Here is a 25191-nt window from a genome sequence, read left to right on the forward strand (position 1 = left end):
TTTTTATTTTGGCAGAGGACAAAAAACGGGGCAAAGACAAGCTCAAATCCCCTCTTGTGACAGTCGCCTCAACGCCCCGGCAAGGCCATGAGTGACTCGAGCCATTCGTTCGTAGTCGAGCTTTTCCGGTGTGTCGCAGGAACGGTGATAGCAGGAATAGCGATAAAAAGCGGTATCAGTTTTCGCATACTGCCAGCTGCCTTGCCTGCGGGTAAAGAAAAACGGCGACTCTTCGTTGACGAAGGCGACGAAACGGAGGGTTCGGGGCAAAGATAAAGATTGCAGCAGCCGGCACAGTTCCAGCAGAACGGCAACGCCGCTGCCGTTGTCGTTGGCTCCGGGGCAGCCGAGGACCGAGTCGTAGTGAGCGCCGACCAGAAGAATCTGATCATGATCTCGGCCCGGTAAGGTGACTTCCAGATTGGTCGAAGGCACCCCTTCCACTTCATAGACCTGGCGTTGAACCGGGAAACCCCATGCCTGCCAAGTGTCTGCGAGATAATTTTCGGCTTCTTTCAACGCCAAGGGATGGAATACGTTACGCTCTCCGATTTCGTCGGCCAGGCGATAAACGTGCCGGCGAAGCGATTCGGTCAGAAAGGGAGCGGACGTCATGAGGTGATTTTTTGTTGACGCAGCCAGGTCAGCGCCCGTTCTACCAACTTGTCTCGATTGTCATGGGTCGCTTCCCACATTTCGCGCCCCGGCCGCTGTTTGATCTTTTCGATGAATCCGCCGCCTTTCTTGGCGACGGTGGAGATTACCGGCTTGCCCGAATTCAAGATCCGTTCGACTCGGCGCACAAAGACCGGGGACAGACATTCCATCTTGCCGATTTCGTCGATGAGATAGAGTTCGCCGTCCAGAATAAAGTTGGATTCTGCCAAGCGGTCGATAGTGGCTACATCGACGCCGTAGCGGCCGACCCGGTCGGGTGAGTCGAAATCCACATGGGCGATCACTCCGGATTCCCTGGAAAAGCCGATCAGTTCGAAGCCCGCTCGGTGTCCTTTTAATCGGATCTCCTGGGTGTAAAAGCCGGCGATGAAATGACCGCCGAGCTGTGCTGCGATATGTTTTATCAGCGTGGTTTTGCCGATCCCGGGCGTGCCGGTCAGAAGCAGGAGGGGAGAAGTGGAATTCGTCATGACTCGATCCGTTCGTCACCTCGGCTCGGTCATTCTCCTGCACGCAGCCGCTTGTGGCCACTTTTTTCGATAGATTGGATATCGATCGAACCAGGAGCACCATCCTTCCGACCCTTCGGGCAACTGTTCATGCTTTCCGAGTATCAGGGTTCCGCCTGGGTGGAGAGCACCCTGTATGCGCCTTAACACTTTACGCTGCAGTTCTTCATCGAAATAGGTGAAAGCGAGGTTGCGGCATAGGATGAGATCGAAGCGGCCCTCGGGAGATTGCTCGCGAACATCTTGCCGCATAAAAGTGATGTAGGGTCGGTAATCCTTCTTGAGAAGGAAATCGCCGTTGCGGCTGAAAGCCTCGTCGCGCCAAGCTGAAGGCAGTTCTTTTAGACTGCTGAAAGCATAACGCGCGCGTCGGGCGCGCTGCAGCAAGACGGGATCGACATCGGTGGCGACAATGGAAAGGCCGGTGTCGGGGAAACAGGGCTGCAGTTTTAAGCGCCACAGGATAGTCAGGGTATAGGCCTCTTCCCCGCTGCCGCAGCCGGCACTCCAGACTCTAAGTTCCGTATCGCCGCGGCGATGGGCTAGTCTTACCAAGGTGGGAAGCACCGTCTGTTCCAGACAAGCGAATATCTTCCGATTCCGGTAAAAGCGAGAGAGGGTAATGCGGCACAGCGTATCGAGTCGGCTCCATTCTTCGGGATGCGCATTCAAAAAAGCCCGGTAAGCGGCGATGTCTTCCAGTTCCAGGTCTTTTATCCGCCGATCGATGCGTTTGCACACTTGTCGGTGCACTCGTCGGAATCCCGGCCAGCGCAGGTGCAACCGAGACAAGGCCCATTGAAGGAAGTGCACGCATTGCTCGTCTTGCATGGGGGGAATTAGCGTGAGTCCAGGCAGCCTTTTCCTTTACAATCCGGTCCATGGCTTTGGCTTAAGAGGTGCCATCATGCGCAATTTTCACGTCATTCGGTTATGCGTATTATGCCTTTTTCTATTCCCCTGGATAAAAATCGCCGCTGCGGCCGAAACGCCTCCCTTCTCCACCGGTGCTTGGCGGGAAGTCGCGCCGGCCCCGACCCCTCGAACCGAAGTGACCGCCGCGGTGCTCGACGAAAAAATCTATGTCATCGGCGGTTTTTCCCCGTTGCGATTGGGCAATCTTCTCAAACTGAGCGTGACCGATGCGGTGGAGGTGTACGATCCGGCCGAGGATCGATGGGAACAGGCCGTCCCTTTGCCCGAACCGCTCCATCACGCGGCCGCCGTATCGACCGCTGGGCGTCTTTTCGTCTTCGGCGGCTTCGCCCCGTCTATGACCTCGGTTTGGAATCCCGTGGATACGGTATTCGAATATTCGCCGGACGACAAGCGTTGGATCCGGCGCCGATCCATGCCGACCGCCCGCGGGGCCTTGGCGGTTGCACGCTTGGACGGAAAGATTTTTGCTATCGGCGGTTATGACGGCGAAGCCAGCCTGCCGGTGGTGGAAATCTACGACCCCGCCTCCGATACCTGGCAATCCGGTCCTTCCTTGTCCAAGCCCCGGGATCATCTGGCGGCCGCGTCCTGGGACGGTCGGGTGTATGCGATCGGCGGCCGCGTCAATCTGGATTACAAGCGCAACCTGGGGGTTGCCGAGGTTTACGATCCGGCTACCCACCGGTGGCGGGAGGTGGCACCGCTGCCTACGCCGCGAAGCGGCATCGCTGCGGCGGTATTGGAGGACATGGTGGTGGTCGTCGGCGGAGAGGGCGCACAGGGGACGTTCCAGGAGAACGAAGCTTATTGGCCCCGGGAAAATAGCTGGGTGCCCCTGCCGCCGTTACCCACGTCTCGCCATGGATTGGCTGCGGTTGCGGTAAAGGGCCGTTTGTACGCCCTTTGCGGTGGCACGCGACCGGGTGGGTCCTACAGTCAGATTAACGAGATGTTCGTTCCAGCTGAATTGAAATAGGGTTATTACCGACGGCAGAAGCGGATCATTCCGTAGGCGTCTGCTCCTCTCCTTCGAAGAGAAGCAGGCAAGCCGTATACTTAGAGCTTGATAATCATTGACGACAAGGCAGGGAGCGGTGTTGAAAAAACTGATTGGGTTCGGGTGGATCGGGTTGTGCTTGTTGAGCCTGCAGTTGCATGCTGAAACCGATTCGACTTGCCTGACGATGGAAGAAGCGGCGGAACAGTCCATTCCGGCGGGGAATGGTTTTTGTACTCGGATTTTTGGGAAAGAACTCCATGTGCCCGACATCGATCGGCGGCATGTTCGGGCTTGGTTTGCGGGAATGAACCTGAATATTCCGGCCCCTTCCTCGCGTTTGGTGGAACCTTTCGGTGCCCTGTATTTTTGGGATCGCCCCGATGCGCATAAATTGTTTTACGGCGATGTGGCTCTGTTTTACAACACCCTCTTCTATGCCGAGAAGTTCCGCGGCAATTTTGAATGGATCACCACCTTCGAGAACTTCACCGTCCCTTTTCAGCAAAATGAAATCGTCGACGGGCGCAGGCAACGCGACGAGGAAGTCATGTGGGGCTATGTTCGGCCGGGATTCGGTCTCGGTTGGCGCAGGCAGGTAGCTCCTTATCACAACGATAATATGGCCGCGGTCAATCTCACCGTGGAGCCGGGCTATTTATATTTCGCCGATTCCGCCGCCGGTAACGGTTTCCGCGATCCTTCCAGCACTTTTGAGACGCGAGTCCATTTGCGTTTGCGCTGGGATGCGTTGACGCGCAACCTTCTCAGCCTGCCCCAGGAAGGGTTTACCCTGGGGGGAGAGGCCTTTTACGGCCATCGTTTTCGCTGGCGGGACTGGGGCTTGCCTCAAGACAGAGAAAAGCAGGGCCATCGAGAAAGCGAGGACGATTACGCTTGGTTCAGCGCTTATTTTCTGGGTGTGAGCGGAGTGCCTTTTGTGTCCAGCTCGAGGCACCGATTGCTCGGCAACGTGCATCTGGGAATCGGACCCCACATGGACCGCTTCAGTCATACCCCAAGCACCCGCCCCATGGGCGGCTTCAATCCTTTGGGGCAGGAATACCACAGCACCGGCTTTCCGATTTTGCCGGGGTCGGCGCTGCTGGAGTTTTATCCCGATCGGTATGCCATCGTCGAGGGAGAATATCGTTATCAGCTGACCTTTTTCAGCGCCTTGAGTGTGTATGGGGGAATAGGCTATTTGAATACCCAGCGCGATTTGAAGGGCAGGATCGACCGCCAGAATACGGAGATGCCTTTCGTCGGCGGACGGTTGGTGACCGGATTTTTCGGAGAGACGGTGTTGACGCTGGATTATGCCCATAATTTCGGGCTACGGCGGAAGGAAACCGGCCACGGAAATCAAGTGGTGTTGTCTATTTCCGGTCAGTTTTGAATCGCGGGCAAAAAAAATCCCCGCCCGGAGGCGGGGAGAAACATGGGGACGATGCCCCATGAGGAGGAGGTAAATAATGAACACTCGTTTCCAGAGACCGTATAAATATTGCTTTGTTCCCGTTATTGTTTCTTTATTAGCATTGTGTCTTGTTGTTTTTGGATGGGGCGCAAGACATGTTAAACTTGACTGAAAAGCTAGGTTTTTAAGAAGCATGAGCGCATCCGTACCCCACGCCGAAGCGGTGACCTATACCCCCGAATTGCAGCAGAAACTGCGGGAGGCGTTGGCCGCCAGGGGGCCGAGTTATCGTCCCCGAACCCGTCATTTCCGTCCCGACGGCTGTCCCGAGTACACCAACCGCCTGATTCTGGAAGATTCTCCCTATCTCCTGCAGCACGCCCATAACCCGGTGGATTGGCATCCCTGGGGAGAAGCGGCGTTCGAGCAGGCCAAGCGCGAGGACAAGCCGGTTTTCCTCTCCATCGGCTATTCCACCTGTCATTGGTGTCACGTGATGGAGGAGCAGAGCTTCGAGAATCCCGAGATCGCTCGCCTGTTCAACCGCGAGTTCGTGCCGATCAAGGTGGATCGGGAACAGCGTCCCGACGTGGATACCACCTATATGCACGCGGTTCAGTTGCTGACCGGCCAGGGCGGTTGGCCGCTGTCGGCCTTTTTGACCGAGGCCGGAAAGCTGTTTTTCGGCGGGACCTATTTTCCCCCGGAAGCGTTTCGGCAATTGCTGCAACGGATCGCTCACGCCTGGCGTAAGCAACGCGCCGAAATCGAAGCCCAAGCCGACTCCGTGACCGAGGCGGTCGAGCGGATGCATCTCACCGGCGGGGGCGGCTCGGTGGATGGGGAATCGGCCGGTCAGGCGGTTCAGGCGATTTTGGAACACTTCGATCCGCGTCATGGGGGATTCGGCGAGGCGCCTAAATTCCCCAACGAACCCTGGCTGTTTCTGCTCGTCGACGAGTCGTGGCGCAGCTATGATTCCGAGGTGCTGACCGGCTTGACGCGGAGCCTCGACGCCATGGCCCGCGGCGGAATATACGACCAAATCGGCGGCGGCTTTCACCGCTACTCGGTCGATGCCGCTTGGCACGTGCCCCATTTCGAAAAAATGCTCTACAACCAGGCGCAGTTGAGCCGAACTTACACCCAAGCCTATTGCTTGACCGGCAATCGCTGGTTCGCCCACGTCGCGCGCCAGACGTACGATTACGTCCTGGGCGAGATGACCACCCCCGAGGGCGGTTTTTATTCGGCCACCGACGCCGACAGCGAAGGCGAGGAAGGTAAGTTCTTCGTTTGGACGCCGGATCAAATCCGGGCGGTATTGCCGGCAGAGGATGCCGAGCTGGCCATCCAACTGTTCGGCGTCACCGAGGCGGGGAATTTCGAGGGACGCAATGTCCTGCACTTGCCGGAACCCTTGGACGAATTCGCCCGCCGCCAAGGGGTGGCGTTGGACGTCCTCTGGGAACGATGGGAGCATATCCGGCGGAAACTTTATCAAGTCCGATCCGAACGCGTGCCGCCTTTGCGCGACGACAAGGTTGTCACCGCCTGGAACGGCATGATGATCTGCGCCCTGGCCGAAGCCGGCCGCTTGCTGAATGAGTCCCGCTACCTCGAAGGGGCCGAGCGCGCGGCCGAATTCTTGTGGAATCGGCATTACAGGGAAGGGCGGCTTGGACGGGCATCCCTGGAGGGGCGAGTGGGCGGGGAAGGCTTGCAGGAAGATTACGCCTGCTTCGCGGAAGGCCTGCTCGCCCTGTACGATGCGACCGATGATTTCGAATGGTTGCAGCGGGCGCGGACGCTGACGGATAGTTTATTGGAGGACTTCTGGGACGAGACCCAAGGCGCCTTTTTCATGAATCGCGGCGCCCAAGAACCGCTGATGGTGCGGCCCAAGGATACCTATGACGGCGCCTTGCCGTCGGGCAATTCGGTGGCGGCCAAAGTGTTGGCGCGCCTGCATCGGCGTGCACCTCAACTTTCCTACCAAACCCGCTTCGATGCCCTGCGCTCGGCATTGGCACCTCAGATCCGCCGGAGTCCGGCCGGGTTCAGCTATCTGCTGGGGGCGGTGCGCGAGTGGGAAGACGGCGAGACCGGCTCCCTGCAATACGCGGCCGGCGGCGCGGTCCGGATAACGGGTCGGTTGGTCGATAATCGGGCCGAGGTCGCTCTTCGGATTGCATCCGGCTGGCATGTGAACGGACCGGATTGCGAAGGGGATCAGGTTCCCACCCGATTACATTTGGCCCAAGCTGGAAGAGACTGGCGACTGGGACAGGTTCGTTATCCCGAATCGATCGATGTGACGTTGCCGTTTGTCGATAAACCCTTATCCCTGTATCAAGAGAGCGTGACCATCGAGGTGCCCGTTACCCAACGGGGCGCCGGGCCGATCCCATTACAGATCCAGCTTCAGGCGTGCGACGTGCGTCATTGCCTGGCCCCGGAGACGGTTAGCCTTCAGATCCCTTGAAGGCCATGATGTGTGATTTAAAGTCTTATGCGGAGGCTGCCACCTTTCTGACCCAAGGCATCATCAGAAGCGCGCAGAAAAAAACCACACCCAGAATATGGAACAGGGTGTTGAGGGTGAGCACTTCGGCTTCCCGCATCACCAGGAGGTGGATCTGCTTGAGCGCAGCCATCTCGCTGTCCGCCATTCCCGCACCTAGCATCCGCGCCTGCAGGATTCCCAAAAGGGTCTGTGCTTGAGCCGAGCCCGCCGTGACCGCCTCGCTCAGTTGGGCATAGTAGCCTTTTTCCAGTTGGATCATCAGGGTGTTGGCAACGGCCAGGCCGATGGCCCCGCCCAGGTTGCGCATGAGATTATAGAGCCCGCTGGCGTTCTTCACTTCCTCCGGCGGCAGGGTGCCGAGGGCCAGCGAATTGATCGGTAAGAAGCACATCATCAGAGCGAATCCACGCATTGCCTGGGGCCAGAAGAACTCCCAGTAGCCCGCCTCGTGGGTGAGGTTGCCGTTCATCCAGCTTCCCACACCGAACAGGAGAAGTCCGAAGGCCAGCATCAGCCGGGAGTCGATGAGCTTGGCCAAGGGGCCGGCGACGAATGCCGAGACGAACTGGAACAGCCCGGTCACCATGAGGTACTGGCCGATCTGTAGACTGTTAAGGCCCTTGACGCTGGCCAGGTAGACCGGCATGAGGTAGAGGAGGGTGAACAGTCCGATGCCGAGGATGAAGCTGAACATGCAGCCTACCGCGAAATTTCGGTTGCGGAAGGCGCGCAGGTCGACGATGGGATGCTCGGTGGTCAACTCGCGCCACAACATGGCGATGCCGGCGATGGCCGCCAGGAGAGTGAAGCAGACGATTTCCCGGCTCTCGAACCATTCCTCCTTGACGCCTTCCTCCAGCACGAACTGCAGGCTGCCGAGAAACAGCACGATGCAGAGGATGCCGGGAAAGTCGATCCGCTCCAGAAGCTTCCAGTCCGGCTCGTCCACCCGCAGAAACAGCCAGATCGCCAGACACACCGCCGTCCCCGGCAACAGATTGATGAGAAACAGCGCCTTCCAGGAGACCGCCTCAGTAAGAAAGCCGCCCAGCACCGGTCCCGCGGTAGGCGCGACGGTTACCACCATGCCGACGACGATGGTCATCGCCGGTTGCAGACGCGGTGGAAACAGGGTGTAGATGACCGCAAACACGGAAGGGATCATGGCGCCGCCGAAAAGCCCCTGAAAGGCACGGAATACCACCATGGCGGGGAGGTTCCAGGCCACTGCGCAACCAAGGCTCATCAGCGTAAAGCCGCCGCAGGAGAGAACGAATAAATAGCGGGTGGAGAAAGCCTGTGCGAGCCAGCCGGAGAGGGGAATGATCACCACCTCCGCCACCAAGTAGGCGGTCTGTACCCGGGTAATCTCGTCCCGGGTCGCCGAGAGACCGGCCTGGATTTGCTCCAGGGAGCTGGCGACGATCTGGATGTCCAGGATCGCCATGAAGATCCCGAACACCATGGCGAAGAACCCGATCCACTGCTGCGGGGTGAGCTCCCGTTCCGCAAGCGCTTCTTCGAGCGGGGGCTCGGTCCTATCCTGTGGCTCGGAAGCCGCCGATTTCGCCGCCCCCATGGTCCTAGCGCACCTTCACCTTGACCACAGTGGAAAGCCCCGGCCAGAGGCGGCCCAGGTCGGTTTCGGGCCGGAACCGGATTTTCACCGGGATGCGGCGCACGATCTTGGTGAAATTGCCCGTGGCGTTTTCCGGCGGCAACAGGCTGAATTCAGCCCCCGAGGCCGGCGCGAAGCTCTCTACCGTCCCTTCGAAAGGCTGGTCGGGGAAGGCGTCTACGTGAATCTCTACCGGTTGCCCTCGCCGCATCCGGGCGATCTGGGTTTCCTTGAAATTCGCTTCGACGAAGACGCCGTCGGCCGGAATCAGATAGGCGAGGATGCTGCCCGGCTTGACCAGTTGCCCGACCTGCACGCTGCGGTTGCCGATGGTGCCGGCGATGGGAGCTACGATGCGGGTGTTCTCCAGATCGATGCGTGCAAGCTCCAGGGCGGCTTCGGCCGCCTTCAGCCGGGCCCGGGTTTCGGCGATCCGGGCATCGAAAGCGGTCAACTGGCTTTCCGCCTCTTGCCGCGCCGAAAGGACCTTGTCCCGCCGCGCCAGTGCCTGCTTGTGGGCGGCCTCGGCACTGTCGCGAGTCTGGGTCGAAACCGCCCCTTCCGCGGCCAGGTTGCGGATTCGCTTCAAGTCTTTTGCGGCCCGCTCCAGATCCGCCTCCGCCACGGCTATCTCCGCCAGGGTCTGGCGGATCTTGGCGCTCTGGGTGTGCTTGTCGTTTTCCAGAGTTTCGATGCGCGCCGTTTCCACCAGTACCTGCGCCTCCGCTTGCTCGACACGGGCGCGGAAATCGTGGTCGTCGATGACCACAAGGAGATCGCCCGGCTTCACTTTCTGATTGTCCTCGAATAGAACCTCCTTGACGTAGCCGGTTTCCTTGGGGCTGATCAAACTCATATGCGCCTTGAGATAGGCGTTGTCGGTGGTCTCGAACGGATGGATCGCCTCAAGCCAATAAAATACGACCGCCGTCGCCGCGGCTGTCACGAGAGTTAGAATAAGCAGAGTTTTTCTTGAAACGAGGGCGCGCATGATCGGTGTTTGATATACTAAACGGTGTAGTTTAGTTTAATTACTGTTTTCGTTCCGATGCAACTCGATTTTCCGGAAAGGCCGTGAGCACCGTCTCCAATTCAAAACGACAAGCTATTCTCCGGGCGGCCAAAGCCGCCTTCATCGCCCATGGCTACAGCGGCGCGAGCATGGAAGCCATTGCTGAAGCCGCGCCGGTGTCCAAGCCGACCCTCTACAGCCATTTCAACGGCAAGCAGGATCTGTTCGCCGCGGTGATCGCCGCACAGTGCCATACGCTGCTGGGCACCCTTTCCAACGCTCACACTGAATTTTACGAGCCGGCGGCCGGGCTCAAATCCATCGCACGCGCCTTCGTAGAACTCGTCTACCGTAGCGAGTCTCTGAGTCTTTACCGATTGATCATTGCGGAGCAGCAGCACTTTCCGCAGCTGGGCGAGTTGGTCTATGGCTCCAGTGCCGAGCCGGTACTGAGTCAGTTCGCCGCCTACCTGCGTGAGCTCGACCGGCGCGGCGCCTTGCGCGTTCCGGACGTGGATACGTCGAGTCGGCTGCTGTTCGGTATGCTGAAGGGCGACGAGCACTTTCGCTGTCTGCTCGGACTGCAGCCGGGCTTGAGCGAGGCGGAAAAGGAGCGCCTGGTGGATGCTTCGGTTTCTTTGTTCCTCAAAGGACACGGCTATGAAGCCTAAGGCCGGGTGGCTGCTGTCACTGTGCGGTCTGGCAGGCTGCACCGTGGGGCCGGACTATCAGGAACCGGCGCCTGCCGTTCCGGACCGGTGGCAGGCTGAACGGAGGGCGGACGACTTGAAGCCGGTCGACCGAGAAACCCTGAAGAATTGGTGGAAAAGCTTCGGCGATGCCGGCCTCGACCGCCTGATGGAGCAGGCCGTGGATGAAAACCTGGACCTCCAGATCGCGCTGTCGCGCATCGAGCAGGCCCGCGCCGAGCGTCGCGGCACCGGGGCCCAATTGTTTCCGAAGGTCGATGTGGCGGTCGGCGCCCAGCGTAACGACAACCCTTTTCCCGGCTTCGCTCCGGGGATCCGTTTCAATTTGTTCGAACTCGGTTTCGACGCCATCTGGGAAATCGATCTCTTCGGCCGCCAGCACCGCCGCCTGGAAGCGGCGTCCGCCGATTTGGACGCGGCCAAGGACGAGTACGCCCAAGCCTTGGTGACTTTGACTTCCGACCTGGCACGCGGCTATATCGAATACCGAAGCCTGCAATACCAGCTGCGTATTACCCGTTCCAACCTGGAGGCGCAGCAAAAAACCCTGAAGCTCACGGAATTACTGTTCAACGAAGGTGCCGGAACGCGCCACGACGTGGTGCGGGCGAGGGCCCAGACCGAGACCACGGCGGCGCAGCTTCCCGCCCTGGAAGCCGAATTGGTTGCCGTGCAGCGGCAGCTGGAAGTGCTGGTGGGCCGTCAGCCCGGGGCTTTGGCGGCCGAACTGGAGCAGCCGGGAGATGTCCCCGTGGCGCCGGGGCATGCGATTCTGGCGACGCCGGCGCAGACGATCCGCCATCGTCCCGATCTGCGTATCGCCGAGCGCCGGCTTGCCGCCGCCACCGCCCTCCAAGGCGCGGCCATTGCCGAACTGTTTCCCAAAGTGTCGCTTTCAGCTTTCCTGGGGCTGCATAACACCGATATCGAATCCCTGTTCAAATCGGCCGCCTTCTCCTACGGCGTCGCCGCCAACCTCCTGCAGCCGCTGCTCCACTTCGGCCGCATCCGTGCCGGAATCGACCTGGCCGAGGCGCGCCAGCGGGAAGCTTATCTGGCTTTCGAAAAGGCGGTGCTGGAGGCGCTCCGGGAGACCGAGACCGCCCTGACCCGCTATCTCAAGGAGGAGATCCGGCGCCAGACTCTGGGTCGCTCGGTGGCTGATCTTCGCGAATCGGTCCGGCTTTCGCAACTGCGTTATCATGAAGGCGTGATATCGTTTCTGGACGTGCTCGACGCCCAGCGGGCACTCTATGTCGCAGAAATCGAGTTGGCACGTTCGGAAGCGGCGGCGTCCACCAATCTCATCGCCATGTACAAAGCCCTCGGCGGGGGCGCGGAAGCAAGGCAGCCGGAAGTCAAGGCACATCGTTTCCAACCAACGATCACACAAGCACGGACCCCCCATCCTTGGATCCCGGCGAAACGAATACAAAATCTTGCCAAACAAATCGGCTTGGAGTAACGTCGTGACGACGATCTGTGGGAAAGTGCCATTGAATTTCCTATGCAGTCGACCGAACGGGACGCCGGTGCCTGACGAGAGGGGTGGGTCGAAATGCATCATGGTGGGATGAAAACGTCGTCATCCTTACCGGCCCCGACGTGCAGCCTAAGCAGCGAAAGTTTCGCCTTTCTATCGCAGGGCAAGATCGGATGGGCTGAGTGAATCAGGAAACAGGAGGCGACATGGCCACCAGAAACTCCACGACCAGCATCGGCGAGTATCTGCTTCAGCGGCTCCATGAGGCGGGTGCCCATCATATCTTCGGCGTGCCGGGCGATTACATCCTGAAGTTCTACGAACAGATCTCCCAAGGGCCGGTGCGGCACATCGGGACTACCCGGGAAGACACGGCCGCCTTTGCGGCCGACGGCTACGCCCGCTGCCAGGGCATCGGCGCCATGGCCATCACCTACGGCGTGGGGGCGCTCAATGTGGTCAACGCCGTTGCCGGCGCCTATGCCGAATCCTCCCCCGTGGTGGTCATCAGCGGCGCGCCCGGGGTGTGGGAACAGCGGGAAGACCCTTTGCTGCATCATCGTTTCGGCCCCTACACCTTCCAACGGGAGATCTTCGATCGCATCACTTGCGCCACCACCGTCCTCGACGATCCGATCACCGCCTTCCGCCAGATCGATCGCACCATCGCCGCAGCGCAGCGCGAACATAAGCCGGTATACATCGAACTGCCCCGGGATCGGGTGACGGTGGCCGGTGTGCCGCTCCCCGCCGTGGCGGAGGCGACCCCCCAAGAGACAAGCGATGCCGCCACGTTGGACGAGGCGGTGGCGGAAACCCTGGCACTCTTGGCCCAAGCCAAATCGCCGGTACTCATCGCCGGCGTCGAAGTCCACCGATGCGGATTGCAGGACGCGCTGGTGGACCTGGTCGTGCGTGCCGGGCTCCCGGTGGCCGCGACGCTGACCGGAAAATCGGTGGTCGGCGAAAGACATCCCGCTTACATCGGCGTCTACGAAGGGGCGGCGAGTTCGGAGCATACGCGCCAGATGGTCGAACGGGCCGATGTGCTCATTATGCTCGGCGTGACCCTCAATGACGTGGACACCGGCGTCTATACGGCCAATCTCGATCCGCACCGGCTGGTGCGCGCGAGCCAGGGGGAAGTCAACATCCGCTACCACCGCTATCCGCGCGTTCAACTTCAGGACTTTATTGGCGCGCTTGCCCGTCAGGTTTCGCCGCGGCGCGAGGCATTGCCCAGCCAGCCCTTCGTCGACAGCGGCCCGGCTTTTCCTGTCCCCGGACAGGCGATGACCACGGCACGCCTTATTGCCCGGCTGAATTGCGCCCTGACCCCGGAAATGATTGTGGTCAGCGATGTGGGCGACTGCCTGTTTGCCGCCATCGAGTTGCGGGTGTGCGAGCGCAGTGAATTCCTCGCCTCCGCCTACTACACCACCATGGGCTTCGCTGTTCCCGCGGCGCTCGGAGCACAGGTGGCGCGGCCCGACCGGCGCGCGCTCATCCTGGTGGGCGACGGCGCCTTCCAGATGACCGGGACGGAGCTTTCCACCCACGCGCGGCTCAACCTGGCTCCGATCATCATCGTCTTCAACAACGCAGGCTACAGCACGGAACGCAATATCCTGGAAGGTCCTTTCAACGACATCGCGGCATGGCGCTTCGATCGCCTCGGAGAGGTGTTCGGGCCGCTGCACGGCTATGATGCCAAGACCGAAGACGCTTTTGAAACGGCACTGGCCCGCGCCCTGGCCGAAACCGGCTGTCCCAGTCTGATCAACGTCCATTTATCGCCGGACGATGCTTCACCGGCCATGCGGCGGCTGACCGAGCGTCTCAGCCATCGCGTCGGCAACCAATAGATGGTTCCGGACAAGCTCCGTGCGTGATCCGGATCTTTCCGCACGCTTTTCGTAGCCGCGTCAATGCGGATTTCTCCCTTATCGGTCCCGACGAAAGAAGTGCGGATTAGCTTCCACAAACGCCTCGATCCATTGTTCCAAAAACGAACGAGTCCCCGCAGTTTTCAGATAGCCGTACCCCATAATCGCGATTACCGCGGCTCCCACCGCATCCACGATCAAATCCCACATGGTGTCGGTCAGGCCCGACGAATCGCCCAGCATCGCCTTTTGCATATTCATCCCGAAAAATTGGTCTATCCCGAACTCGAAGATCTCCCAAAGCGCCCCTATCCCCAGTGCGAACATGAAAGCGAACAGGGCGACGAAGCCGGGATTCATGTGGAGATCGATTTCTTTTTTCTCGTTCAGGACGTAGACGAGCAAAAATCCGATGATTCCGAACAAAAAACCCGAAGCGGTGTGGAGGACGATATCCCACCACCAGAACCGGACATAGTAACCTCGCATCTCGCCCAAAAAGAGGGAGGCAAAGACGAATAGCGTCGCCAGGAGTTCGAACTCCGGCGGAATGAAAACCCGGAAGCGTTTGCCCAGGAGCAAAGGGACAAGGGTGGCTAAAATGATGACTGTCGTCGTGGCTGCGGTCGACCAACGCTGTTCCCAGATGGCCAGTACCACCCCGACGAGCAAAATCGTCTGGAGCCCCAAGGTGACCCATTTATGAATAGGCTTCAATCGCATCCGCGTTATTGCTTGAGCCGAAACAGGGCGGAGATGTCTTCGTCGCCATGACCTTCGGCCATCAGCCGTTCGTAATCGGCAATGGTTCGGGCGGTCAAGGGGAGGTTAACGTCGGCTTGCTCGGCCATTTGCCGGCAGATTTGCAGATCCTTGTGGTGGAGGGCGAGTTTAAAGCCCGGGTGGAAGGTATTGCGGATCATGGTGGGACCGCGCTTTTCCAAAAACCAATTGCCGGCGGCTCCTCGGGAAACCACTTCGATTACCCGGTCCAGATTCAAGCCTTGGCTTTGGCCGAAAGCCAGCGCCTCGGTAACCGCCTGGTTGATGCCGGCGCACAGGATTTGATTGACTGCCTTGGTGGCTTGGCCGCTTCCCACCGGGCCCATGTGCTGAATCAGGCCGCCGATCGCTTCCAGCGCCGGACGCGCTTTGTTCAGGGCGGTTTCGCTGCCGCCCGCCATGATCGCCAGGGTGCCGGCGCGCGCGCCCTCCACGCCGCCCGATACGGGGGCATCCAGAAACTCCCCGCCGCAGCCGGCCACCTGTTCCGCCGCCCGGCGGGCGGTATCGACGCCGACGGTGGAATGGTCCACCACCACGCTTCCCGGCTGCAGGCCGTCCGCCAAGGCGTCCACGACTTCCAACAGGTCCCGGTCGGCGGATACGCAGAGCATGATGACGTCGCATTGCCGGGCCAGTTCCACCGGCGTGGCGGCGGCTGGAACCTCCAGTGCTTGAGCGAGTTCCCGGGCCTTGTCGAAGGTGCGATTCCATATGCCTTGCAGCAATCCGGCTCGGGCCAGATTGCGGGCCATCGGCGCTCCCATGGCGCCCAGGCCGATGATTCCGACTTTGCGCATGATCAATCCTCCAAATAGGTGTAACCGTTGAGCCCCGAAATCAGTTCGTGTTCGAACAATTTGCGCTGGGCCGGGTGAAGTTCGGCTTGTGCCAGTTTCCGGCGAAAGGCTTGCTGCAAGCTTTCCGGGGGAAGATGGACGTACCGCAGCAGATCGGCGGCATGATCGCCTCGGGCCGGATCGGTCAAGCGCCAACCTCCTTGGCTGTCCAGTTCCACGTTGATCGAATGACTGTCGCCGAACAAATTGTGCATGTCCCCCAGGATTTCTTGGTAGGCACCCACCATGAAAAAACCGATCAAATACCGTTCTCCCGGATGAATCTTATGCAGGGGCAGGGTGGTTTCGATGCTTTGTCGATCCACGTAGGACTTGAGACTGCCGTCCGAATCGCAGGTCAGATCCATGATCCGGCCGCGGCGAGTCGGCGCTTCGTCCAATCGCTGCAAGGGCAGGATCGGGAAAATCTGATCGATCGCCCAGGCATCGGGCATCGATTGGAAGACGGAAAAGTTGCAGAAAACCTTGTCGGCGAAGCGATCGTTGAGATCGTCCAAAAGATTTCGATGGGTGCGCAGGCGCATATCCAGCTTGGCGCGGATCTGGTAACAGATGGCGATATTGAGCTGTTCCGCCTCCGCCAATTGGGCCAGGGAGAGTTGCCCTTGGGAGTAAAGGGTCCGGGCTTCGCGCAGGTCGAATTGGGCGTCGTGGAAAGTGCTGAGTGGTCCGTCCTGCGCCAAGCGGTCCAGGGCGCGGCGCAAGTCGGCCACCACCGCCGGCGGTTCCTCATCGGCGGGGGGTTCGGCCTCCGAAGTATGCTCCACTTCGATGACGTCGGTAATGAGCACCGCATGGTGGGCGGTCAGCGCTCGGCCCGATTCGGTGATGATCTCCGGGTGGGGCAGTTCGGTTTCCGCGCACACTTCGGCCAGCGCGCGCACCAGGCTGTGGGCGTATTCTTCCAGGCCGTAGTTGATCGAGCAGAAACTGTTGGAATGGGTGCCTTCGTAATCGACGCCCAAACCGCCGCCGGCGTCGACGACGGCGATGGGCGCTCCCAGGCGCCGCAGTTCGGCGTAATAACGGCCGGCTTCCCGCAGGGCGATTTTGAGGTCGTTGATATTGGCCACCTGGGAACCCACGTGGAAGTGCATCAGCCGGAGCCGGTTTAAGCATTGGCGCTGTTCCAAACGTTGAATCAGACGCAGGACGTCGGCGGCGGTCAGACCGAATTTGGCTTTTTCCCCGCCGCTATTTTGCCATTTTCCGGTGGTGACCGAGGACAGGCGGATGCGGACCCCCAGTCGGGGTTCGATCCCCAGGTTATCGGCCTCCTCCAAAATCAGCTGCAGTTCCGAAAGTTTTTCCACCACGATGAACACCTTGAGACCCAAGCGCTGGCCGATCAACGCCAGACGGACATAGGCGCGGTCCTTGTAACCGTTGCAGATCACCGTGGTACCCAAGGGGGCCAGGGCCAACAGGGCGAGCAATTCCGGTTTGCTCCCCGATTCCAGGCCGATGCGCGGTACCTGGCTGTGGAGAATGGCTTCCACCACGCTGCGCTGTTGATTGACTTTGATGGGGTAGACCGGGGTGTACTGTCCGCGGTAGTCGTACTCGGTCCGGGCGGCGGCGAAAGCTTCGGACAAGCGGGAGACCCGGTCGCGAAGTATATCATTGAAGCGGACCAGGACCGGGAGGGACAGTCCTTCCCGCCCCACCTGTCGGACGATTTCCTCCAGATCGACTTGGCCTTGCTTGGGGTCGCGGCGGGGACAGGCGAGCAGATGGCCGTTTTCGGCGATGTCGAAATAGCCGTCGCTCCAGTGGCGAATGGCATAGGTCTCTTTGGCGTCTTGAATGGTCCAGGTCATAGAAGGAGGGCGACTCCAAGGGCTGTGGGATAAAAAAACTTTATTATAATGGTCCTCAGGTTTTAAACGTGAGGGAATCATGAGCAAAGAAATCACCCTGACCGGGATCACCACCACCGGTACGCCCCATCTGGGCAATTATGTCGGAGCGATCCGGCCGGCCATCGATGCCAGCCATAATCAGAATGTACTGCCGTTTTATTTTCTCGCCGATTATCATGCTTTGATCAAGTGCCAGGAGCCGGAGCGCATCCAGCAATCCACTCTGGAGATCGCCGCCACCTGGTTGGCGCTGGGTTTGGATACCGCCAACGCCGTGTTCTATCGCCAGTCGGATGTGCCTGAAATCACCGAGCTGACTTGGGTGATCAGCTGCGTCACCGCCAAGGGTTTGATGAATCGCGCCCATGCCTATAAAGCCGCGGTGGCCGAAAACCAGGAGGCGGGGGAGAAGGATCCGGACAAGGGCATCACCATGGGGCTGTTCAGCTATCCGGTATTGATGGCCGCCGATATTTTACTTTTCAAGGCGAAAAAAATCCCCGTGGGCAAGGACCAGATCCAACACCTGGAAATGGCCCGCGACATCGCCGCCCGCTTCAATCACATTTACGGAGAGCATTTCGTGTTGCCGGAAGCGGTGGTGCGGGAAGAGACTTCCGTCCTGCAAGGGCTGGACGGGCGCAAAATGAGCAAGAGCTACAACAATACCATTCCCATTTTCGCTCCGGAAAAACGATTGCGGAAATTGATCATGAAGATCAAAACCAACTCCCTGGAGCCGGGTGAGCCGAAAGATCCGGACACCTGCACGCTGTTCAGCATCTATCAGGCTTTCGCCACCCCGGAAGAAGTGGAGCAGCTGCGCCAGCGGTATCGGGAAGGGATTGCCTGGGGAGAAATGAAACAATTTTTGTTCGAATATCTGAACGCCCATTTCGGCGAAGCCCGCGAGCGCTACGAGGATTTGCTGCGGCATCCCGGCGAAATCGAGCGTCAACTCCGGGAAGGAGCGGCCAAGGCGCGGGAAGTGGCGGTGCCTTTCATGCGTGAAGTGCGAAAAGCGGTGGGCATCGCGCCTTTGGCTGAAAGAGGCTGATTCGATCCATGCGGTTCTGGCGGACAAAAAAAGACCCGCTCGAAGGCGGGTCAACAGCGTCAAGTGCAAGAAAGGAGGTTTAACGCTAGAGGAGGAGGAAGTAACCAGTCACTTTTTACGATAATGATGAATACAAAATCTGATCGAGAAGATGACAGTCGATACAAAAGCGGAAAGCAGTACGAGTTCCAGTGTGTTGATCATGGCATTGCCCCGGCTTAATGTAACCCTTGTCTAAATTATAGGTTTTGTAATTTCATTTACAATCTTGAGAATTCGTAATTCTTTGTTTCCATAATAGAAACATTTCAAAAGCAAAGCGCTTTTTCTATGCGCATCAAACAACGGATTTGTGGCTTATTATCCCATCGAAACATGAAAGTTTGATGAACGAGTCACACCCGCTGTCGGCTCCGGCGTGGCGTGATGCCGCTGGCAATGATGTGCGCCGTGCGAAGCGGTTCCGGAACGGTGCTGTGAACGGCGGTGCAGCCGATGACCCGAAGGGCGGTTTCGGCGTCGATTCCCGCCCGCTGGACATGGACCCCGGCCATCGGTTGCGGCTCTCCCGCCTTTTGGATCAGGTTCCACTTGCGTTTGCCGCCGGATACCTTTTCCATTAAAGCGCGTCGGACGGCGGCCAGATCGGGACGCTTTCGGCAGACCACCATGACGGGAAGCCCCGTTTCGTCGAACAGGCGGTGGATGTCCACCACGTTGAAACCGCCCAAGGCGATGCCCTGCAGCATGATGAGTTGCAGGTGATCTCGAAAGCGACTTTCCGAAACGAGCGTGGCCAGTCGTTGGGTGGCGTTGGCGCCGTCTCGGCGCACTTTTCCGCATACCACGCCATCCAGCCGGGTCAGGGTGAAGATCGCCCCCACCACGGTCACGTCCCCCCGGTGTGTTTTCGCGAAGGGCGTGTCGTCGAATCCGATGATATGAGACGGATGTGCCATTGGGTCCAAACCATTGCGTGGAAACAGTAAAATACTCTGCCAGGCGCCGCTAGAACAAATCCGAGCGCGGCGATAATTAACATGCGATGGAGGAATTTCGATGCGACCGATTCAATGGTTGGGGGTGTTGGGGATTTTCTTGCCTGGAATTTTGATGGCCGGGCCGCAGCAGGCGGATGGGGCGCCGGCGGAGGAGGGTTCCGCTACGATGCAAAATGAGCCGGCTGAGAACGGACCGGAATCGGAGGCCGCATCTCCTGCAGAATCGGAGGATGAGGGGCAATCCGTCGAAGAAGAATCTTCCCAGCCTCCTTCGCAAGCGCAAGAGGCCGCTTCCTCGACGGAGAAGGCCACTGCGGTGGTGGCGAAACTCAATCAAACTTTGCTGGAGATCATGCGGCGGGCCAAGGCGTTAGGTTATTCGGGGCGTTATCAATTGCTCGAGCCGGTGGTTGAGCAGGTCTACGATTTTTCCGCCATTTCCCGTTACGTTTTGGGTTCCCATTGGAGTCGGCTGACGAAGGAGGAAAAAGAAACCTTTATCGCCAAAATGACCGAATACGGCATTGCCTCTTATGCTGCGCAGTTTGATGATTATGCCAATGAACAATTCAATATTCTGTCGGAGGAGCCGTTTCGGACGCGTTTTCGGGTCGTGAGAGCGATGCTGGAAGTCCCCGAAGGGGAAGACGTGGAATTCGTCTATATCCTACGTCCCACCCGGGAGGGCTGGAAAATTATCGATGTGCGTTACGACGGGGTTAGCGATTTAGCGTTGAAGCGGGGGCAATTCGCCGACATTCTCGCCAAAGAAGGGTTTGATCGTTTATTGGCCAAACTGGATGAGAAGATCGACAATTACGCCAAAGGCGGAAAAGAGGGGTAACCTTTAGAGTCTGTTTCAAAACTCGTGCGAGGGTCAGAGTAAATGCGCATGCCATTATCCCCCTTGTATGTTTTGTGTTGCTGGACAGTGGTTGTTTGAGTAGGTTTATGTCTGGCCCGGTGCGGCAGTTCGAAACTCCCTTGGGACACCAAGCCCGTGGGAGAGCGATGAGCGTCGCACCGGTTTTCATGGATACCCCGGACGGTTGCTTGGGCAGATAAGCCCGTATTTTTGCAAGGTTGGGAATCATGAACGAAATGAATGCAGAACAGTTTGTTGGTATTGACGTGTCGAAAGCGACGCTGGATGGGGCGGTCGAGCCTCAAGGTCAGGTATGGCAGGTGGCCTACGATGCCAAGGGGATCGATCAGCTGGTTTTGCAGTTGCAAGAGATCGGGCCGACCTTGATCGTCATCGAGGCCACCGGCGGTTTGGAAACCCAGATTGCGTCTGCCTTGGCGGGTAAGGAATTGCCGGTGGCGGTGGTCAATCCGCGCCAGGTGCGCGACTTTGCCAAGGCCAGTGGCCGGCTGGCCAAGACCGATCGGGTGGATGCCGGGGTGCTGGCGGCGTTTGCCCGGGCCATCCGTCCCCAGGCGCGTCCGCTCAAGGATGCGGACACCCGCGCTTTGGACGATCTGGTGGATCGGCGGCGGCAGTTGATCGGCATCCGGGTTCAAGAGGTCCTCCGATTGAATGGGGCCACGACGAAACCGCTGCAAACCAGTCTGAAAAAGCATATCACCTGGCTGGACAAGCAGATTGACCAGAACGACCGGGACCTGACCCGGCGGTTGCGCGAGTCGGACGCCTGGCGGGCCAAGGACGATCTGCTCAAGAGCATTCCCGGCGTCGGTTCGGTGACCATTGTCACGTTGCTGGCAAAATGCCCGGAGCTGGGCACCCTCAACCGGCGCGAGATTGCCGCGCTGGTCGGCGTGGCGCCGATGGCCAACGACAGTGGCCAGTATCGCGGCAAGCGCTTCATCTGGGGTGGTCGCTCCGAGGTTCGCGCCGTGCTATACATGGCCACGATCTCGGCGATACGCTGTAATGCGGTCATCCGCGCCTTTGCAGAACGCCTCAAAAACGCCGGCAAACCGCCCAAGGTCGTCATCGTCGCCTGCATGAGGAAGTTGCTCACCATCATGAATGCCATGTTGAAAAATAATACCCCTTGGCAGCCACAAAACACTTGACTTTAAACACGGTTGCTCTCCCGCTGGCGGGAGAGGCAGGGGTGAGGGTGGTTAAATAAAAAAGTCTTTCATTTCAATTAGATCTACCCTCATCCTAACCTTCTCCCGCCAGCGGGAGAAGGGACGCTTCTTGAGTCATTCCCGGACGGAGAGGGAATTAAGGGGGCATCATGCTCTAGGCTTGTACGGTATATCGAGTTTTGAAACAGACTGTTAGATGGCCTTATAAGCCGAGCGAGGCTGTCGAATCAAGCGCCGGCGGAAGTCTTCACGCCGGCGCGCGTCGTTCGGATAGTCATGCCAACGGTCATGGGGAGCCGGAGAGCGCACCTCGCAGCGAATCAATAGATCGGTTCGTCGTAGAACATCAATATCAGTCCGATCAATCCCATCGATCCGATCGCCGCGATACCCGCCCAAGTGGCCGCGGGCGGTTCGAGCTTCAATTCCAGCCATCGCGAGGCCGCCATCAGAGCGGCGAGCAGACCCATAACCGTGTGCGTGGATTGAATCAGATATTCGGTTTTGAGTTCGAAGCCGGCGTGGGAATGGGTGAGAAGAAGAATCCCCCCGAATGCGCAGAGAATAGGGAACATGTAGCGCAGATGGCGGGCATTGGGATTCGTTCGCGCACGGATTTCCAAGCTTCCCAAAACGAAGGCCAATAAAGTGGCGATCCGGTGCTGAAGGATTTCCCCGTCGCTGAAAGTGCTTTCCCAAAAACCCAGGGGGCCGAGCGGCCACGCCTGGGCGTCGGAACGGAAGAACAGGAAAATTCCCAAGCCGATGAACCCCGCCGGCCAATAGCGTGGCCAGGGCGTCTTTCGAAAATAGCCGATCAGGCCGATCAACGCCATCACCGTCAAGAATAGGCCGGATACGTTATGGTTGAAGTTCGACCAAGCCGAGGCGGCGATGGGCGGTTCCTTGCCCACGATGGTGGCGCGCTGAACCTCGCCGATGAGCAGTTCTTCATGGGTGGGAGAGGTCAGCTGAGGCCATTTGGGGCTGAACATGTTCCAAACTTCCGCCGGCGAGACGGTCAGATGAGGAATGTCGACCGCCGGCGGTTGGCTCGAGAGGGTCGCGGCCACGAACAGTAGACTCACCAGAATGAAGGACTCGGCCTCGATAATATGGGGAATGGTCCTATGCAAGGCGGGGCCGGAGTGTCCCTTTTCCCAGCGTTTTCCCGCCCGATAATTGAGCCAGGCGAGTCCCAAAGCCACCGCCAAAAGGACGACTTTGGTGAGTAGCAAACTTCCGTAGCCGGTTCCGATCAGCGCGGTGAGGCTGTTCACGTAGCTCCAGGCGAGGGGAAGGCCGGTAAACAGCAAGGTGGCCACCGCGATCAAGCCGAGACTGGAGAAACGGCGCAGTACTTGAGGCCAAAGCGAGCGCAGCGGGGGAGAATGGCGAGCGACCCGCCAAAATACGATCAGTTGAACCACCCCTCCGAACCAGACCGCGCCGGCGATTTGGTGGATGAGGGTGAACAGCATCAACATTTCCCGGTTCTCGAATCGGCCCACGCCGTGGGTCAACCACGCGCCGCAGAGGGCCACCGCCGCCATGAGTCCCATGACCACGCGCCAGCGGATCGGATCTTGGGGATGCCGATGCAAATTTTGGGTGGCGATGCCCAAGCCGATGCTGAACAGCATTCTCAAGAAGCCGGCCTGAAATTGGGTCGTTCCCATGTAAGCCGCCCAGGGCAAATGGCCCAGGGTTTCCTGCAACACCCAGGCTTTGGCCAACAAGGCGATGGCATGGCTGACGGCCAGCACATAAGCCCCGAGATAGAGCCAGCGAAGACCATGGCCGATCAGTGTGCTCATGGAGGCTTCTTGATCGGATTCTGCCGGAGTCGTCGAACGGTCCAATTGGGGCAGAACAAGACGGACCCAGATCAGCGCCCCCAAAGCAATGGAAAAGCTGATCAATTCGACTCCGCCCATGAAATCGTCGAGAAAATTGGCCAGGCCTTCCAGTCCGCCGGTAGCGAGGGTGGGCATGGTTAGTTGTCCTCCTGAACGAAAAATTTGACCACGTCTTCGGTCAAATGACCGTCGGCGGCGAAAACCTTGTATTGGAGCGCGTATTCTCCGGGAGCCAAGGGAGGGAGCTCAACCACGATTTCGCCGCGCTGCTTGCCGTGGCGCATGGGTACAGCTTGTTTGCGATCTCCTAGAGTGACCAGCTTGACGCTCGATAAGCTGGTTTCGATTTCGGAATTGAATATCAACGATACCGGCGCGGCCTGATTGGGCTGCGGCGGTCGACTGTCCAGGGAGGAACGGATCACCACCGCGTGAGCATGAAGGACCGTTGCCGGAATCAAAGAAATTACCATTGTGATTATAAGGAATTTGGCGCGCATCGTAATACCTTGAGTTGCTGCCTAGGGCTGTGCGCTAGGCGGTTTTTCGGGCTTTCATGGCATGGCCGGCCAAAGTCTTGCCCAGATCCCAGATCGCTCCGGGAACCTGGTGACAGTCGGCCAGGACGTCGTCCATGGCGGAGACGATCCATTCCACGTCCTTCGCACCGATGACCAGCGGGGGGAGGAACTTGACTACGTTCATCCCGTGGCCCGCCACCTGGCTGAGAATCCGGTGGCGTTTGAACAAGGGGATGGTGACCATCTGACTGAACAATCCCTTGTTGGCCGTCTCGAGAAGACTCCAAGCGGTTTTCAGCTTCAGGCTCCGGGGTTTGCCGAACTCCAACGCCAGCATCAGTCCCTTGCCGCGGACTGCCTGGAAGAATTCGTACTTATCCGTCAATGCGTTCAATCCACCGATCAAAGCCTCGCCTTGTCGGGCGGCATTGGCAAGGAGCTTTTCTTCTTCGATGACGCTCAGGGTGGCCAGGCCGGCGGCCATCGCCGGATTGTTCTTGGAGAAGGTGGAACCGTGAACCACCGCGCGGTCCATGCGGTTGAACACCTTGTCCATGACGTGAGCGGTCATGGCGACCGCGCCCACCGGGACGAACCCGCCGGACAGCGCCTTGGCCATCAGGAGCATATCCGGCTCCACCCCCCAGTGCTCGATGGCCCAGAGGCGGCCGGTGCGGCCAAGGCCGGCCTGGATTTCGTCGGCGATGAACAGGGCGCCGTATTTGCGGCACAAGCGGGCGGCCTCGGTCAAATAATCGTCATCCGGAAGGTTGACCCCCTTGCCCTGGATGGGCTCGACGATGAAGGCGGCGGTGGGTTGTTCCTTGAGCGCCCGCTCCAGGGCCTCCAGATCGTTGAAGGGGATGGCATCGCAGTCGGGCAGCAAGGGGCCGAAACCTTGGCGGAAGACTTCTTCCCCGTTGAGGGACAGCGCTCCCAGAGTCAGTCCGTGGAAAGCGTGCTCGCAGTAGAGAATCCGGCTGCGGCCGGTGGTATAGCGCGCGAATTTGATCGCCGCCTCCACCGCCTCGGCCCCCGAGTTGCAGAAAAACAGCTTGGTGAGCGGTTCGGGGGTGACCTGAACCAGTTTTTCCGCGAGCAGGCCCGAGAGGATGGAAACGTCCATCTGAACCAGGTCGGGCAAATCCAGATCCAGGACTTCGCGGAGGGCGGACTGGATGGTCGGATGGTTGCGTCCCAGGGCGAAGACGCCGAAACCGCTCAGAAGATCCAGGTATTCGTTGTCCTCCTGGTCGTAAAGGTACGGTCCCCGGGCGTGGGTGTAGGTTCGGTCGTAGCCGATGGTTTGAAGGACGCGCACCATCTGGGTGTTGAGATATCGCTCATGGAGGGCGAAGTTTTCGCCTCGATGGGTTTTGATCAATTCGGCGATGGATAGTGTCAT

21 protein-coding genes are annotated in these 25191 nt (G+C 59.1%); 9 read left to right on the plus strand and 12 right to left on the minus strand.

The genetic code is table 11. The annotated features are described in order from the left end of the window. Positions 1-42: 42 nt before the first annotated feature. From H035_RS18155 to H035_RS0104525, 3 genes are read right to left on the minus strand one after another with little or no spacing between them, the layout of a single operon-like run. Complete coding sequence (locus H035_RS18155) at positions 43-615, minus strand: M28 family peptidase (protein ID WP_022947808.1); 573 nt, start codon at positions 613-615, stop codon at positions 43-45. After that, entirely contained in the window at positions 612-1148 is a 537-nt protein-coding gene (locus H035_RS0104520) for a nucleoside-triphosphatase (protein WP_022947809.1), read from the minus strand. The genes H035_RS18155 and H035_RS0104520 overlap by 4 nt, the downstream gene beginning before the upstream one ends. Positions 1149-1163: 15 nt before the next feature. Further along, complete coding sequence (locus H035_RS0104525; RefSeq protein WP_022947810.1) at positions 1164-2018, minus strand: CheR family methyltransferase; 855 nt, start codon at positions 2016-2018, stop codon at positions 1164-1166. Positions 2019-2094: 76 nt separating this feature from the next. Here H035_RS0104525 and H035_RS0104530 point away from each other — a divergent pair, with 76 nt between their 5' ends. The 3 genes from H035_RS0104530 to H035_RS18160 all read left to right on the plus strand — a co-directional run bounded on the left by H035_RS0104530 (position 2095) and on the right by H035_RS18160 (position 7028). Next, complete coding sequence (locus H035_RS0104530; protein WP_022947811.1) at positions 2095-3102, plus strand: Kelch repeat-containing protein; 1008 nt, start codon at positions 2095-2097, stop codon at positions 3100-3102. Positions 3103-3223: 121 nt separating this feature from the next. Further along, complete coding sequence (locus H035_RS0104535; protein ID WP_152485965.1) at positions 3224-4522, plus strand: hypothetical protein; 1299 nt, start codon at positions 3224-3226, stop codon at positions 4520-4522. A gap of 214 nt (positions 4523-4736) precedes the next feature. Continuing rightward, positions 4737-7028, plus strand: a complete 2292-nt coding sequence (locus H035_RS18160) for a DUF255 domain-containing protein (protein WP_022947813.1) — start codon at positions 4737-4739, stop codon at positions 7026-7028. 25 nt (positions 7029-7053) lie between these two features. Here the strand turns inward: H035_RS18160 and H035_RS0104545 are convergent, their stop codons facing one another. Both H035_RS0104545 and H035_RS0104550 read right to left on the minus strand, forming a co-directional pair. Beyond that, complete coding sequence (locus tag H035_RS0104545; protein ID WP_022947814.1) at positions 7054-8649, minus strand: DHA2 family efflux MFS transporter permease subunit; 1596 nt, start codon at positions 8647-8649, stop codon at positions 7054-7056. A 4-nt stretch (positions 8650-8653) separates the two neighbouring features. Continuing rightward, on the minus strand, positions 8654-9634 hold the full coding sequence (locus tag H035_RS0104550; RefSeq protein WP_235044538.1) for an HlyD family secretion protein: 981 nt from the start codon (positions 9632-9634) through the stop codon (positions 8654-8656). Between the two features lie 128 nt (positions 9635-9762). On the opposite strand from H035_RS0104550, the gene H035_RS0104555 reads away from it, so the two are divergent. The 3 genes from H035_RS0104555 to H035_RS0104565 all read left to right on the plus strand — a co-directional run bounded on the left by H035_RS0104555 (position 9763) and on the right by H035_RS0104565 (position 13758). After that, the gene (locus H035_RS0104555; RefSeq protein ID WP_022947816.1) at positions 9763-10371 is read left to right on the plus strand and encodes a TetR/AcrR family transcriptional regulator; all 609 of its coding nucleotides are present in this window, start codon (positions 9763-9765) and stop codon (positions 10369-10371) included. After that, the gene (locus H035_RS18165) at positions 10361-11875 is read left to right on the plus strand and encodes an efflux transporter outer membrane subunit (protein WP_022947817.1); all 1515 of its coding nucleotides are present in this window, start codon (positions 10361-10363) and stop codon (positions 11873-11875) included. Before H035_RS0104555 ends, H035_RS18165 begins: the two co-directional genes overlap by 11 nt. Before the next feature lie 224 nt (positions 11876-12099). Then, positions 12100-13758, plus strand: a complete 1659-nt coding sequence (locus tag H035_RS0104565) for an alpha-keto acid decarboxylase family protein (RefSeq protein WP_022947818.1) — start codon at positions 12100-12102, stop codon at positions 13756-13758. Between the two features lie 78 nt (positions 13759-13836). Here H035_RS0104565 and H035_RS0104570 read toward each other — a convergent pair whose 3' ends face one another. Genes H035_RS0104570 through speA form a run of 3 tightly spaced genes read right to left on the minus strand, consistent with a single transcriptional unit; the run spans position 13837 to position 17242 of the window. Further along, complete coding sequence (locus tag H035_RS0104570) at positions 13837-14502, minus strand: DUF2238 domain-containing protein (RefSeq protein WP_022947819.1); 666 nt, start codon at positions 14500-14502, stop codon at positions 13837-13839. Between the two features lie 5 nt (positions 14503-14507). Further along, positions 14508-15362: an NAD(P)-dependent oxidoreductase gene (locus H035_RS0104575; protein WP_022947820.1), complete on the minus strand. Its 855-nt coding sequence runs from the start codon at positions 15360-15362 to the stop codon at positions 14508-14510. Between the two features lie 2 nt (positions 15363-15364). Further along, positions 15365-17242 (minus strand): biosynthetic arginine decarboxylase, encoded by a 1878-nt coding sequence (gene speA, locus H035_RS0104580; protein ID WP_022947821.1) that lies wholly within the window; start codon positions 17240-17242, stop codon positions 15365-15367. A gap of 79 nt (positions 17243-17321) precedes the next feature. Between speA and H035_RS0104585 the strand changes: the two genes are divergently transcribed. Then, positions 17322-18341, plus strand: coding sequence for a tryptophan--tRNA ligase (locus H035_RS0104585; RefSeq protein WP_022947822.1), 1020 nt, complete (start codon positions 17322-17324; stop codon positions 18339-18341). A 395-nt stretch (positions 18342-18736) separates the two neighbouring features. Here the strand turns inward: H035_RS0104585 and H035_RS0104590 are convergent, their stop codons facing one another. After that, positions 18737-19300, minus strand: a complete 564-nt coding sequence (locus H035_RS0104590) for an endonuclease dU (protein ID WP_022947823.1) — start codon at positions 19298-19300, stop codon at positions 18737-18739. 100 nt (positions 19301-19400) lie between these two features. Between H035_RS0104590 and H035_RS18170 the strand changes: the two genes are divergently transcribed. Together H035_RS18170 and H035_RS0104600 are read left to right on the plus strand one after the other, a co-directional pair. Beyond that, positions 19401-20186, plus strand: coding sequence for an ABC transporter substrate-binding protein (locus H035_RS18170; protein ID WP_022947824.1), 786 nt, complete (start codon positions 19401-19403; stop codon positions 20184-20186). 257 nt (positions 20187-20443) lie between these two features. Continuing rightward, positions 20444-21385, plus strand: a complete 942-nt coding sequence (locus tag H035_RS0104600; protein ID WP_026596270.1) for an IS110 family RNA-guided transposase — start codon at positions 20444-20446, stop codon at positions 21383-21385. Between the two features lie 341 nt (positions 21386-21726). Here H035_RS0104600 and H035_RS0104605 read toward each other — a convergent pair whose 3' ends face one another. From H035_RS0104605 to H035_RS0104615, 3 genes are all read right to left on the minus strand, one after another. Next, entirely contained in the window at positions 21727-23400 is a 1674-nt protein-coding gene (locus tag H035_RS0104605; protein ID WP_022947826.1) for a copper resistance D family protein, read from the minus strand. Positions 23401-23402: 2 nt separating this feature from the next. Beyond that, complete coding sequence (locus tag H035_RS0104610) at positions 23403-23726, minus strand: copper resistance CopC family protein (RefSeq protein ID WP_235044540.1); 324 nt, start codon at positions 23724-23726, stop codon at positions 23403-23405. A gap of 73 nt (positions 23727-23799) precedes the next feature. Next, positions 23800-25191, minus strand: a complete 1392-nt coding sequence (locus H035_RS0104615) for an aspartate aminotransferase family protein (protein WP_022947828.1) — start codon at positions 25189-25191, stop codon at positions 23800-23802.

This window comes from Methylohalobius crimeensis 10Ki, assembly GCF_000421465.1.
Classification (GTDB): domain Bacteria; phylum Pseudomonadota; class Gammaproteobacteria; order Methylococcales; family Methylothermaceae; genus Methylohalobius; species Methylohalobius crimeensis.